Source organism: bacterium (assembly GCA_016702305.1).
Lineage (GTDB): Bacteria > Electryoneota > RPQS01 > RPQS01 > RPQS01 > JABWCQ01.
Genome location: JADJEH010000009.1, coordinates 69,052 through 82,599 on the forward strand (window position 1 = coordinate 69,052; position 13,548 = coordinate 82,599).

Annotated in this window: 9 protein-coding genes; 2 read left to right on the forward strand and 7 right to left on the reverse strand. The window is 59.0% G+C overall.

Annotated features, from left to right (window positions below):
• Positions 1-34: 34 nt before the first annotated feature.
• On the reverse strand, positions 35-523 hold the full coding sequence (locus IPH10_09120) for a VOC family protein (GenBank protein ID MBK6911070.1): 489 nt from the start codon (positions 521-523) through the stop codon (positions 35-37).
• Positions 520-2,781, reverse strand: a complete 2,262-nt coding sequence (locus IPH10_09125; protein MBK6911071.1) for an aconitate hydratase — start codon at positions 2,779-2,781, stop codon at positions 520-522. Before IPH10_09125 ends, IPH10_09120 begins: the two co-directional genes overlap by 4 nt.
• Before the next feature lie 542 nt (positions 2,782-3,323).
• Between IPH10_09125 and IPH10_09130 the strand changes: the two genes are divergently transcribed.
• Together IPH10_09130 and IPH10_09135 are read left to right on the forward strand one after the other, a co-directional pair.
• Positions 3,324-4,943: a hypothetical protein gene (locus tag IPH10_09130; protein MBK6911072.1), complete on the forward strand. Its 1,620-nt coding sequence runs from the start codon at positions 3,324-3,326 to the stop codon at positions 4,941-4,943.
• A 12-nt stretch (positions 4,944-4,955) separates the two neighbouring features.
• Entirely contained in the window at positions 4,956-5,264 is a 309-nt protein-coding gene (locus IPH10_09135) for a cupin domain-containing protein (protein MBK6911073.1), read from the forward strand.
• Between the two features lie 82 nt (positions 5,265-5,346).
• Here the strand turns inward: IPH10_09135 and IPH10_09140 are convergent, their stop codons facing one another.
• The 5 genes from IPH10_09140 to IPH10_09160 all read right to left on the reverse strand — a co-directional run bounded on the left by IPH10_09140 (position 5,347) and on the right by IPH10_09160 (position 13,519).
• Positions 5,347-7,527 carry a T9SS type A sorting domain-containing protein gene (locus IPH10_09140; GenBank protein ID MBK6911074.1) on the reverse strand — a complete coding sequence of 727 codons (2,181 nt, stop codon included), beginning with the start codon at positions 7,525-7,527 and terminating at the stop codon, positions 5,347-5,349.
• Positions 7,528-7,939: 412 nt separating this feature from the next.
• Complete coding sequence (locus tag IPH10_09145; protein ID MBK6911075.1) at positions 7,940-9,283, reverse strand: c-type cytochrome; 1,344 nt, start codon at positions 9,281-9,283, stop codon at positions 7,940-7,942.
• Positions 9,284-9,507: 224 nt separating this feature from the next.
• On the reverse strand, positions 9,508-10,845 hold the full coding sequence (locus tag IPH10_09150) for a GTPase (GenBank protein ID MBK6911076.1): 1,338 nt from the start codon (positions 10,843-10,845) through the stop codon (positions 9,508-9,510).
• A gap of 197 nt (positions 10,846-11,042) precedes the next feature.
• Entirely contained in the window at positions 11,043-12,275 is a 1,233-nt protein-coding gene (locus tag IPH10_09155; protein MBK6911077.1) for a hypothetical protein, read from the reverse strand.
• Positions 12,276-12,466: 191 nt separating this feature from the next.
• On the reverse strand, positions 12,467-13,519 hold the full coding sequence (locus IPH10_09160; GenBank protein ID MBK6911078.1) for a hypothetical protein: 1,053 nt from the start codon (positions 13,517-13,519) through the stop codon (positions 12,467-12,469).
• Positions 13,520-13,548: the final 29 nt, after the last annotated feature.

Sequence of the window (13,548 nt, forward strand, 5' to 3'; positions counted from 1 at the left end):
CCACGCCCTGTCTCGTTAGACAGGGCGTTCGCGTTTATTTCAATTCTGCTAACAAGTCCTCAAGGTCAAGCGGCTCGGTGACCATTCTCAAGTTACCGTCAGGGTCCCGCGGCCACTGCCGTTCGGGTCGGTCCCAATAGAGTTCAAGTCCGTTGAAATCTGGATCATGCAAGTAGAGCGCTTCACTCACGCCGTGATCCGCCGCGCCTTCCAGAGCAATCTCCGCATGCATCAAGCGCCTCAGCGCATCGGCCAGCGCAGCGCGCGTCGGATAGAGAATCGCCACATGATAAAGCCCCGTCGAACGTTCCGGCGGCGGAGGTGCGCCGCGGCTGTGCCACGTGTTCAGTCCAAGATGATGATGATATCCGCCCGCGCTGATGAATGCCGCTCCGTTGCCCATCCGCTGCACAAGATCGAACCCCAGCACACCGCAATAAAATTGCAGCGCCCGATCCAGATCAGACACTTTCAGATGAACGTGCCCGATCCGTACTCCGGAGTCAATCGGTCGGTCGCCTATTTGGATTTCTCCCGCAGAAGATTGAGCGCGCTGCCCGCGCGGAACCACGCGATCTGCTCGGCATTCAACGTCTGATCCAGAAGCATCGTGTCGCTCGTTCCGTCGGCATGCTTGGCAATCATCTTCACCGGTTTCCCCGGCGTCAATCCGGCCAGATCCACCAGCGATATCCTGTCGCCCTCCTGGACCTTCTCATAGTCGCCGGGATTCTGGAACGTCAGCGGCAGAATCCCCTGCTTCTTCAGGTTCGATTGGTGAATGCGCGCGAAGCTGCGCGTGATCACCGCGCCGCAGCCCAGCAAGCGCGGCGACATCGCGGCGTGTTCACGCGACGAGCCTTCACCGTAATTCTCGTCGCCGACAACCACCCACATCTTCCCGGCGGCCTTGATATCACGCGCCGCCTTCGATGTCTCAACATTCTTCTCGCCTGTCAGCGGATGCGTGATCGTGCCGCGTCCGCCGTCAAACGCGTTTATCGCGCCGCTGAACATATTGTTCGAGATGTTGTCGAGATGCCCGCGGAACTTCAGCCACTTACCCGCCGGCGATATATGATCCGTCGTGCACTTGCCTTTCGCCTTCAGCAACAGCGGCAGATCAACATAGTCCTGGCCATGCCACGGCTTAAACGGATCGAGCACCTGCAAACGCTCGGACTTTGGATCAACGATCACCTCGACGTCGCCGCTCGCCGGAGCCAGATAACCTTCCGTATCGCGAATGTAACCCTGCGCCGGGAGATCAGGCTGCGGCGCGGGCACGTCAAGTTTCACACCCAATCCCGGCACGGGGTCGTTCAGCGGATCAAAGTCCAGCGTTCCCGCCAGCGCAAACGCGACGGTAATTTCCGGACTCGTCAAGAACGACAGCGTGTGCGGCGAACCGTCGTTGCGGCCCGGGAAGTTGCGATTGTAACTCGACATGATCGAGTTGACTTCATCACCCTTTACGTCGTCGCGCTTCCACTGTCCGATGCACGGACCGCACGCGTTGGCCAGCACGACCGCGCCGATCTTTTCGAGGCGCTGCATCTGACCGTCGCGCTGAATCGTGCGGAACACCTGCTCGCTGCCCGGCGTCACATACAGCGGCACCGGCGATTTCAACCCTTTGGCCGCCGCCTGATCGGCGATCACCGCCGCGCGTGAAATATCTTCATACGACGAATTCGTGCACGACCCGATCAACGCGTTGGTTAAGTCGAGCGGCCACCCGTTCTCTTTGGCGGCCTTCTTCAATTCTGAAATCGGCCGCGCCGCATCGGGCGAATGTGGACCGACAACGTAAGGTTCGAGCGTGTTCAAATCTATCTCAATCACGCGGTCATAATACTTCTCCGGCGACTGATAGACTTCGCTATCAAGCGTGACCAAATGACGATGCTTGTTCGCCAGATCAGCCAGATCGCCGCGTTCCGTCGCCCGCAGATAGCGCTCCATCGGCGCGTCGTACGGGAACACCGATGTCGTGGCGCCCAGCTCCGCTCCCATGTTGCAGATTGTGCCTTTGCCGGTCGCCGAAATCGTCGCGGCGCCTTCGCCGAAGTATTCGATCACGGCGTTGGTGCCGCCTTTGACGGTGAGAATACCGAGCACGACGAGAATGATATCCTTGGCTGAGGCCCAGCCGTTCATTTTCCCTTTTAGATGCACACCGATGCGCTGCGGATAGAGGACCTCCCAAGGCAGTCCGGCCATCACGTCAACGGCATCCGCGCCGCCGACGCCCGACGCGAACATCGCCAGTCCGCCGGCATTCGGTGTATGCGAATCCGTGCCGATCATCATCCCGCCCGGAAACGCGTATTGCTCGAGCACCACTTGATGAATGATACCGGCGCCCGGCTGCCAAAAACCGATATTGTATTTCTGCGATACCGTGCGCAGGAAGTCGTACACTTCCTTATTGGTCACGACCGCATTTTTCAAATCTTCGCTCGCACCGACGCGCGCTTGAATCAGGTGATCGCAATGCACGGTGGACGGCACCGCCACGCTCTTCAGACCTGCTGACATGAATTGCAAGAGGGCCATCTGCGCGGTCGCATCCTGCATCGCCACTCGATCCGGGCGCAGTTGCAAATAAGACTTGCCGGGATGCAAGTCTTCTGTATGCGGATCGTCGAGATGCCCGAACAGGTGTTTCTCGGCCAATGTCAGTGGACGGCCCAAGCGCTTACGCACCACGGCGATCCGTTCTTCCATCTTACGATATGCTTCTGCGACGAATGCTGGCGTTGACTCCACGCGAACCATAAACTTATGTTCCTCTTACGTTTAAATTGCACACACCGATAAGCAGGAATATACGGATTCCTCCGCAAGGGCGCAAGCATGCCCACAAAGCGCCTTTCCCCCCACCATAAGCCGAGAGACATCCAGCCGCACCACCTTCGCCAAACATCATGTCATCCTGAAGGCCGCCCCGGCCTGAAGGATCCCTCTGCTCCGCTCCTCCTTCCTCCGTTCACGGGGGAAGGGGCCAGGGGATAGGCGTCCGCCTCCGCATTTTCACAACTTAAATCCCGACAATCGCTTTATAAGTTCAATAAACTGTAATTTTTCTCTTGACGTTGTCTTTTTTCTGTATTATATTATACACCATCTATAAACTTAACCTCCGGCACGAGAAACCCGGCAGGCTGGCCACCGGAGTCCGGCCCGTGCGGCACACCCTTCGCGTTCGATTGAATCCCTCCGACCCGACGAACTTGTTGGACGGTTCGCCATTTTTCACTACATTCCCCCAAGCCATGTAATCAACCCCGATCTCCGACCGCATCGCGACCCGCGCCACCATGACCTCCTCCCCCACTTCGCTCACCCAGCACGACCGGCGATTGTCGCTCGTGTTCGCCGTGACCCTGCTGGCCTATGCGGCGGTGGCCATCGGTTTCTATCTATTCTCCGATTTCCGGCAGGTGCTCGAATCGGTTCCGGATGATGTGTTCTATTTTCTTAAGACGGCGCAGAGCATGGCTCAAGGTCGCGGCATGACCTTCGATGGCATTGACCCGACGAACGGCTTCCAGCCGCTCTGGCTGTTCGCGCTCGTGCCGATCTACTGGATCCACGCCGGGGAACCGGAAGCCATGACCCGCGCGATGCTGATTCTGCAAGTGCTGACCTTGACCGGCATCGGTTGGTTGTTGCATGTCACGCTGCGGCGCGTGCTCTCGGCAGCCGCGGCCACGATCTTTGGCTTGGCTTACGTTTTTGCGATTGTCGCGCCGGGCGCCAACGGCATGGAATCCACCATGCTCATCGGCGCGCTGGCCTTGCTGTTTGTCTTTGTGCTCAACGCTCAGCCGTTTACTCGCTACTCGGCCCTGCCGTCGCTCGTCACAGGCGTGCTGCTCGGCTTGGTGTTCTTGGCCAGGCTCGACCACGTTTTTCTGCCGCTCCTGATCTTCATGGTCGGCGGCGTGCTCTTTTTGTTTCACGGCGAGCGGCGCCGCGAGCATTTCTGGCGCTATCTGCTGATGGGCGTCGGCTTCGCCGCGGTGATTCTGCCGTATCTGATTCACAATGCGCTCTACTTCGACGGCATTATGCCGATGAGCGGCAAGTTGAAGTCCACCTTCCCCCACATCGCGCTGGCTCCCAAGACTTTGAAGAAGCTCGGCGTAGCGCAAACCAGCATCGCCGTCGCCGCGCTGCTGTACATCGTGAACTACTTTCGCACTCGCCGCGCCGCGATCACGCCGCCGGAACATACGCTGCGGGCGGGCATGGCATTCCTGGGCGCGGCGATCATCGTTCACTATTTGCACACGGCCCTGTTCATGCAGTGGGGCGTGTTCGGGTGGCACTTCATCGCCTACAACCTGTTTCTCTGCGTGCTGCTTGGTGATCTGGCCTGGCGCTACCGCGCGCTGCTCGCTCCGAAACTGCTCTGGGCGGCGCTGTTCGTGATGATTTCAGCCGGTGCCGCGTGGACCGCTTCGACCGGGCTCGAGCACGAATACAACGCGGCTTCCTACGACGCCGCGCAGTGGGCCAAGCAGAATACTCCGGCGGACGCGATCTTCGCGCAGAAAGACACGGGCACGTTCGGCTATTTCAGCGAACGCCGCACGATCAATCTGGACGGTCTGGTCAACAACGTGAACTATCAGGACACACTGCGATCTGGCATGCTGCACGAGTACTTTGCCAACCGCGGCGTGGACTACCTGATCTTTCATGCTTTCAGCGCCTATCCCAAAGTCGCGGGCGATTACAGCGCGTTTCCCTTGGCCTATTGGAGCTATATGTACAAAGTCAATAGTGACACGCTCTATTTCGCCCGCCGCCACGAGGTCTTTCGCACACGCGAATATCTCGACGGCGCGACGACGCGGCCCTACATGCTGTGCGTCTGGGATTTACCGCGCGTGTTGAGCGAACAGGACAGTTTGCGCGCGCCGACTCATTAACCGAATTCTATCATGACAACAACGACTCATTTGGTCAACGACATCGCTTACGCGCCGGGCGCGGTGGTCAGCAAGACGCTTGTGAAACAGCCGCACGGGACGATCACGCTGTTCGCCTTCGCGCGCGGCCAAGAGCTGTCCGAGCATTCGGCGCCGTTTGATGCAATGGTCCACGTGCTTGACGGCGAAGTGGAATTGATCATTGGCGGGGCACCGACGGCGGCGCGAGCGGGCGAGTTCGTGATTATGCCCGCGAATATTCCGCACGCGGTCAAGGCCACGACAGATTTCAAGATGCTTCTGACCATGATCAAGGGTTAAAGTAGGATTTGCGAAATTCAAGCGGGCCGGTCTCACTGAGACCGGCCCGCTTCCTTTTTCCATCATGGATTATGGCAAGTGATCATCGGATAAGCACCATTTTGCGCGTCTGCGAGAAGTGATCGGTCTTGAGCAGATAGAGATACACTCCGCTGGCCAAATCGGACGAACCGAAGTTGACGCGATAGTAGCCGGCTTCCTGCCGCGCGGAGACGAGCGTGCGGACGAGCTGACCGGTGGCATTGTAAACCGTCAGCGTGACGTCGGACGCGGCGGGCAGCGCATAGCTGATCTGCGTGCTCGCATTAAACGGATTCGGATGGTTCTGCGCGAGCGCGAAGCTCGTCGGCAGGATTTCCGCGGACGGCATGACGGTGCGGTCGGCAAGGATGTCAATCGTGCCGTCCACCGCGACGGAAACCAGCGTGTAGCGATAGGCGATGCCATTGGCGAGCGGCGCATCGTGGAAGGAGTAGCGCGCGCCGGACGTTACGCTGCCGCGGCCTGCGATGCGCGCGATCTGTTCGCACGGATGACCGACCGTGCAGCGGTTGATCGCGAAGTAGTCGAGCTCCGTTTCCGAAGCGGTTGTCCAGGTGAGATCGGCGCAATGGTATCCGGGCCGGGCTTCGAAGTCCAACAGCGCGACTGGCAATTGCATGTCGGTTAACAGGTAGTCTTCGACTTCCCCGAGCACCCAGTCAATGTCATACGTACCGAGGCCATTTGACACGCCGCCGCCCCAATAGCCGCCGTAACCGAATCGGCCCACAGGTTGACTGGTGAGACGGAAGCGCATGCGCAGATCATACGGACCGAAATCGAGCACGCCCGGATCACAGAAGCCATGCGTCGCGATGCCCGCTGCCACCGGCACGTCCTGAATCACCCACTCGTCGCACGCCAGGAAATCATCTTCGGGCGATCCGAGCGGACCGTCATCAAAGTCGCCGTCAATATTGCCGTCTTTCCATGCGTTAAGATAGAGCGGTTCACCGGCGTAGAAGGGTCCGGTGGAAACTTGCACGGTCACTTGCACCCACGCACCGGGCCACCACGGCAGATTGACAAATTGCACGCCGTCATCGAACGTGTTATCCATGTCGAGAATGCGCGGGGTCAATTCGTCGTCAATGTTCGGGCCGAGCCAAGCCTTTTCGGACAGCGGATGCGCCGGACCGCAGGACGTGAGGTCCATGGTCGGGTAGTCCGGCTGCAAGTCACCGAAGTCGAAGTTAGGACAGATGTAGAGAATCGCTTCGAGTTCAGTGTGGACGCCGAGATTCGGATTGTAGGCGGTTTGAAATGGTGCAAGATGATCGGGCACATTCAGGTTCTGAAAGTTCTCCCAGAATTCGGGCGTGTTCGAGATTCCGTATTCATCGGCCGCGATGATGCCGCCGGGAGATGCGGAAGCCGAGATGTTGAAATAGTCGTGCGAAACGTTGCCCGCGTCGTTGTGTTCGGCGGCGGGATGCCCGGGGAGTCCGTGCGGCGTCAGGAAACCGTTCCACACGATACCGGGCGCGCCGGCTTCAGCAGCATTGGAGATCGGATCGCTGAACGAAATAGCCTTGACGTTATTCTGACTATCCACTCCCGCGACGGTAACATAGTGTCCGCCGAGACGGCCCCACTGACCGCTCTGATCAAGCTGCCAAAAGCCCAGCAGGACGATAACATCCTGGCTCTGCTCAACCTGCCGATAGATTTCATCAAAGGTCGGCGATTGCACGATGGTGATTTTGTAGTGGCCATGCAGATTGACGGCCGGGCTTGAGAGGTAGTTCTCGATCATCAGGCGCATCTGACCGAGGGTGATACCCGCGAAGCCGATACCTCCCGGCAGTGAATTTCCGAGCGTGGTGATGAAGGGAATGACATTCTGCGGCAGGTGGTCATCCATGGTCGGCACGGGTGACGACACGAGTGAGTAGTGATCGCTCGCCGTCGGCGGCATGACCTGCGAGCCCGGCGGCAGCGAGATGCATTTGATCATCTCAAATTTGGAATCGAACCACCACAGGCAGTTGGCCACGGCGACCGGTCCACACCAATTCCATTGACCGAGCGCGTTGTGCCAGCCATCCTGTTTCTGATCGAAATCTGGCATTCCGTCGGCACGCACAGGCTGCGGCGGAATACCGACCTGATGCTGGGCATAGTCTATGAAGCCGTCCTTGTTGACCCAGTGACCGTTTGCGGCAAGCGCTAGCGATAGCAGTGCCGCCGCGAAGCAACCCAGACGAATCAGCTTTTTCATGTGACCTCCTTTATGCAGGTCATGTGCCATCCGTCGAAAGAGGAAGCGCAATTGCGCAGGCTCCCAAAAAGAGACCACCTGTCCCATGGAGGCGGGACAGGTGGCAAGTTGCGTCATTCAACTCGGTGTTCGGCAAAATAAGCAGGCACAACTCGAAAGGGACATCGAGTCAGCCCGCAGCCGCCACGGGAATGGAGGATGAGGTAGGTGCAATCAAGTTACGGTCTGCGCCGACGAAATGCAAGACCGGATTGTCAACCATCGCACGGGATTGCACGCTCTATTTGCGTGATGAGTTTAACGGAGATGGGATAGTAATAGATGAACGATGATTGATGGGGATTGCATGGAGGACGTCGTGCTTAACATCAAGAACGGCAGCCTTGCGACTGCCGTTCCTTGTGATTAGTGATTAGCCGGGGAAACCGGGTGCGGGCGGCGGCGGCGGACCTGCGCTCAAGCCTAAGACGGGCACAAGCCCTGAGGGCACGCGGTCGGGTACCGTCGTAAGGAACGGGGAAAGCTGCGTGCCGGGATCGGTCAACGATTTCATAAACGCAATGATGTCCTGCATCTCTTGCGTGCTCAAGTTGAGCGGCGCGCGCAAGTCTTCATTGAGTTCTTCATCGGAGATATCGGGATGCCGCGGGAACGCTGCCTGATTGTAGAAGTCCATGACCTGTTCGAGCGTTTCGAACACACCGTCGTGCATGTACGGCGCGGTGAGTTCCACGTTGCGCAAGGTCGGAGTGCGGAAGGCGTAGCGGTCGGCGGGATTAAGCGTGAATTCTTCACGGCCACAATCGTCACCGGGAATCACAGCCTTGCCGGGGCCTTCCTGCGGCACGCCGTTGACGACGAATTTATAGTCGCTCAACATTGGGCCGCTATGACATTCGGCGCACTTGGCTTTGGTGTGGAAGAGTTCGAGGCCACGCAACTGGGCCGCGGTGAGGGCATCGTCATCACCGTCAACGTAGCGATCATAAGCGGAATTGCGCGTGACGAGTTCGCGCTCATAGGAAGCCATTGCGCGGCCATAGGTGGACGAATCAATGACATGTTCGCGCTGGCCGCCGAGCCACTCGGCGTTTTCTTCGGGGAAGGCGACGGCAAATCGTTCGATATACTCAGGCACGCCGCGCAGCCGGGCAAGCACGCTGTCGAGCGCATCGGCGGCGGCGACATCATCGCTGCCGGGATAGGCATCGCCGCGCATTTCAACACGCGAGGTGATGGGTTTGGTGGCCTGCACTTCGAGACTCTTGACACGACCATCCCAGAAAAAGAAGCCGTTATGCGTCGCTTCGCCGGATTCATCGGCATTGAAGGCCGTGTTAAAGATCGTCGGCGAGTTGCGGGGCGTGAAACCAACGGGCGCGCCGGTCTCGTGGGAGTTCCCGCGAATCCGGTCGGGTCCGAGGCCACCTGTTCCGGCAACGCCGACAGGGAGCTGGCGCATGTCACCGAAGGCAAAGGCCGGATGATGGCAAGTTGCGCAGGACGCATCCAACTCACCACCGAGCAGCGGGTCATAGAAAAGAAAACGGCCCAACGAAATGCGCTCTTGCAGCGGCGGGTTGTTGGGTGGATAGGGAATGGGGCCGAGCGGCTGCAAGTCAAAGCGATCGCGCAGCGATTCGGGCTCGGCAATCACGTTGTTGTCGTCGTCATCGTCGCTGCAGCCGATCATGAAGAGCATCGGCACAACGAACAACCACGGCAACCAGCGATGTTGGCGGAGGGTGCGGAACATGGATTCCCCAGGCGGTTGATGAAAGATATTCACTTGGTTCAAGCGGAGGCGCGACTTGAACGGGGAAAATATACGACAACTTACCCGAGCGTCGCAAGGAATGTGATGAAGATTCTCCAATTTTGTGAAGTTGACGGTTTATATCTTATTCTAAGATGTTGTGAAAAAGAAGCGCGCCTGATTCGTGAAGAACCAGGCGCGTGAGAATGTCACAAATCGAGTGACTATTTCTTGCGTTTTTTCGGAGCCTCAAGCAACGGCGCGAGTGCATCTTCGAGCGTCGGTGTGCCGATCTCCTGTAGTTCGTAGCCGACGCGGACGTTTGGCTTGGAGATCTTGATGACGCGCGCGAGGTCAATCGGCGTGGCAATGATGACGGCATCCACCTTGGCTTTGTCAATGGTGGCGGCGAGGTCTTTCATCTGCTTGTCACCATACCCCATGGCTGGAAGCAAGGCGCCAATGCCGGGATAAATCTTGAAGGTTTCGGCAATGGAACCGACAGCGAACGGACGCGGGTCCACCAGCTCGGCGGCCCCGTACTTCTTGGCGGCGACGACGCCCGCGCCGTATTTCATTTCACCGTGCGTGCAGGTGGGGCCATCCTCGATGACCAGTACGCGCTTCCCGCGGATAAGTTCGGGCTTGTCCACCATGATCGGCGAAGCGGCGTCAATGACCATCGCGGCGGGATTGATCGTTTCGATAGACGTGCGGAGCTGCTGCATCTGGTCGGGCGACGCGCTGTCCACTTTGTTGATGACGAGCACGCTGGCCATGCGGAAATTTGCTTCGCCGGGATGATAGCTCATTTCGTTGCCTGCGCGCAGTGGGTCGCAGACGGTGATGTAGATATCGGGTTTAAAGAACGGCAAGTCGTTATTGCCGCCATCCCACAGCACGACGTCGGCTTCCTGCTCGGCCTGCCGAAGGATTTTCTCGTAATCCACTCCTGCATAGATGACCTGACCGCGCGCGATGTGCGGTTCGTACTCTTCCATCTCTTCGATGGTGCAGTTGTGTTTCTTGAGGTCGGCGATCGAAGCGAAGCGCTGGACGATTTGCTTGGACAGATCACCGTAGGGCATCGGATGCCGCACGGCGACGACTTTCTTGCCCGCGGCCTTGAGAATTTCGGCGACGCGGCGCGTGGTTTGGGACTTACCGGCTCCGGTACGCACGGCGCAGACGGCGACGACGGGTTTGGTGGACTTAATCATCGTTTCGCGACCGCCGACGAGTTTGAAGTTGGCGCCGGCAGCGAGGATCCGCGATGCCCAGTGCATGACATACTCATGCTTAACGTCGCTATAGGAGTACACGACCTCATTGATCTCGTGCTTTTGAATCAGCTTTTCGAGATCTTTTTCGGCGTGAATGGGAATACCTTTGGGATAGAGCTTTCCAGCGAGGACGGCGGGGTAGGTGCGGTCGTCAATGCCGGGGATTTGCGCGGCGGTGAAGGCCACGACGTCATAAGTGGAGTTGTCGCGATAGACGGTATTGAAGTTGTGGAAATCGCGACCGGCGGCGCCTTGGATGATGGTTTTGATGCGGGGCATGATGCAGCGGGATAAATGGGAATGGGAAATTAGAAACTTGAAATGAAACTTAGGTCCGGTCTCTGGCCGGACCTTATTGTGCAAGCGGTTGTTTCGGAGGTAGCGCGGCGGCAAGCGCTGCGGATTCGCCGGGCGATCAACATCTCGATTCTCCCCGAGATATTTTGCCCAGCAAGCTGGGCGCTACGGCGGAGGCGCTATCCGTGCTGCCTTAGCAGCGGCATGCTCATGCACCTTGGGCCGCCTAACCCTCGCACGAGTTCGCTGCCGGGGATTTCGATGACATCTACTCCGGCATCGCGGAGTGCGCGAATGGTGTGCACATTGCGTTCGTAGGAGATGACGCAGTCGGGCGCGAGGGCCAGCATATTGGAACCGGCGCTGCGCTGTTCGCGCGCGGCATAGCGGCCGTCGCCGTTGGCCGTGCGGATGATGTTGAGCGGGCTGCCGAGTTCGTCTTTGAGAATGTCCACGAGCGTGCGCTTTTCGCGCTTGACCACCGACTTGCCCTCGGCGTCGGACTCGTAACAGCGTACGGAGGGACTGTGCTCGATGACGGGCGGAAAGAAAACGACGCTGTGCGGCCCGACGATTGTGAACACCGTATCCAAATGCATGTACACGCGTTCGGGCGGAATCTCCACTTCATAGACGCGCTTGGCGCGGCCCGTGCGAAAGAGATTGCCGGCGACGAGCGCGATGGTCTCCGAGCGGGTGCGCTCACTGCGGCCAATGGCGATGGCATCTTCATTGATGACGATGATGTCACCGCCTTCAATGGTGTAGGGCCGCGATTCGAGTTCGCTGACTCCGAAAATAAACTGCGCCCCCGCGAACGCCGGATGCAGTTCGAGTACGGCGTGCGTCACCCACGTCTCGCGGATGCGCGCCGGATAGTGCGCGTTGCAGGAGATGACTTCATCGCGAAAGATCATCGCCGGATCGCGCGTGAAATACGAGTTCGGACTGGGGTCTATCAGGAAGCCGTCGTGATGGGCGAGGCCCTCATGGGCGGTCGTGGCGCGCGTTGTGGCCGAAAATTCTTTGTCCGTCAACCCCTCGAAGACGACGCGGGTGATCTGGTCATCCGAGAAGTGATCGAGGAGCGGCCGCACCAGCGCTGGGTTGTGACTCAGTTCGCAGGCTTCCCGCACCAAGCGCTCGCGTCCGGTGGGAGTGGCTACGACGTCTTTCACGAGATCGGCCAGCAGCAGGACATGCACGCCGTGTTCGCGCATGGCAATCTGGAAGACGGCATGCTCGTTCTGCATTTGCTGCAAGAACGGAATGTCCTCCATCAGGAAGCCCTGCACATTGCCGGGGGTGAGCCGGTCCAGTTCGGCACCGGGCTGGTGCACGACCACAACTTTTAGCGGGTCGTACTCATTGCGGATATCGAGCGGGATACGGTTCAGAAATTCCTCGGGCAAATGCGCGAATCGTGCTTATTAATGCTCAATTTAGCGAGTTTTCCCCGCAAACACAACCACCAACGCCAGCGCGGGCGCTGGACCCGGTGCCGCTATCGCGAGGCGCTTGGCCGTGGGGGTATTGACTTTGGGGGAAGGCAGGTGGGTAGTCGTATGGCGGGATTGGCGGCAACAGGGTGCCGGGTTTGGGGCTACGTACCCAAGAGTTTGGCCAATTCTGTGATGGCGCGGGCCTCCCAGAGCGCGGCCTGGTCTATCTGCTGGGCAGCAGCGTTGCGGCGCTGGGGGTCGCGCCAATGGAGCACATGCGTATCGGGGCCGCGCAGGGCTTTGCCGTGTTCGCGTTTTTCGTAAACCCGGCCCAGATGTTGAGCGAAGGCACGCCACGAGACTGCGCACTGACCGTAGTTCGTGCTGGCCTTGGCCAGTACCTGCCTGGGCTTGCCACCGAAGCGCGGTGCCATCCTGTCCAGGAACTGGTGGATGTGGGTGCGGGCCTGAATCTGACGGTATAGCAGCGGACCCATCCAGCTTGGCGGCTCGGAATTGGTGAAGTCGTGATCGGGATTACGCAAGTCGGCCGCGAACGCGCGATAGGCCGCGAGGCCGAATTCGACGGTACCATGGGGCTCATGCCGCCAATTGGCAATGGCCCGGCGCACGACGATGGGTAACAGGCCCATCCAATCCGGCTCGGGATGCTCGATGAAATTCACCCGCAAGAGCGAATTTCCCTCGTCAATCTGGAGCCGCCATTCCCAGCGGTCACATTCGGAGGGATTCAGATCGAGCACGGGCAAGCGGTGCTCGATGCGCAGCGTGTGAAGAACGGATTCAAGTTTGGCCGGGGAGTATCCGAAGACGAGCATCGGCTGGCGGAAGCGGGCAATGGCGAGCGCACCTTCGTCCACCCACTCGCGGGCAATGTCAAAGGCTTTGAGGGCCGACGAGGGGGTGAATTCAGTCCACGTCACGCCCAAGGCTCGAGAGAGAGCGTCGAGCGGGGACAAGACGGCCCGGTCGGAGGCCTCGTACGGCTGGCGGGAATAGGCGAACTGAAGCGCTTGGCCGCTCAGCACTTCGGCATCGCCCCACGTGAGGCGGACCCCGGCGCGCGCGAGGAGAACCCAGAGTCCAAAGACCAGCCCCGGCTCAGTTTCGTCCACCTGTTGCCGCAGGAAGTTCAGTTGATTCGGGTAGTCCCGAACGTAAACATCGGTTTTTGCATGGCTTGCCATGATCATAGGATACGAAAGTTCCGACGGATACTCAA

Bases quoted from the DNA above. Each gene is read 5' to 3' on its own strand.
- IPH10_09160 (MBK6911078.1), bottom strand. From the start codon at position 13,519: ATGATCATGGCAAGCCATGCAAAAACCGATGTTTACGTTCGGGACTAC.
- IPH10_09150 (MBK6911076.1), bottom strand. From the start codon at position 10,845: ATGCCCCGCATCAAAACCATCATCCAAGGCGCCGCCGGTCGCGATTTC.
- IPH10_09140 (MBK6911074.1), bottom strand. From the start codon at position 7,527: ATGAAAAAGCTGATTCGTCTGGGTTGCTTCGCGGCGGCACTGCTATCG.
- IPH10_09130 (MBK6911072.1), top strand. From the start codon at position 3,324: ATGACCTCCTCCCCCACTTCGCTCACCCAGCACGACCGGCGATTGTCG.
- IPH10_09145 (MBK6911075.1), bottom strand. From the start codon at position 9,283: ATGTTCCGCACCCTCCGCCAACATCGCTGGTTGCCGTGGTTGTTCGTT.
- IPH10_09125 (MBK6911071.1), bottom strand. From the start codon at position 2,781: ATGGTTCGCGTGGAGTCAACGCCAGCATTCGTCGCAGAAGCATATCGT.
- IPH10_09135 (MBK6911073.1), top strand. From the start codon at position 4,956: ATGACAACAACGACTCATTTGGTCAACGACATCGCTTACGCGCCGGGC.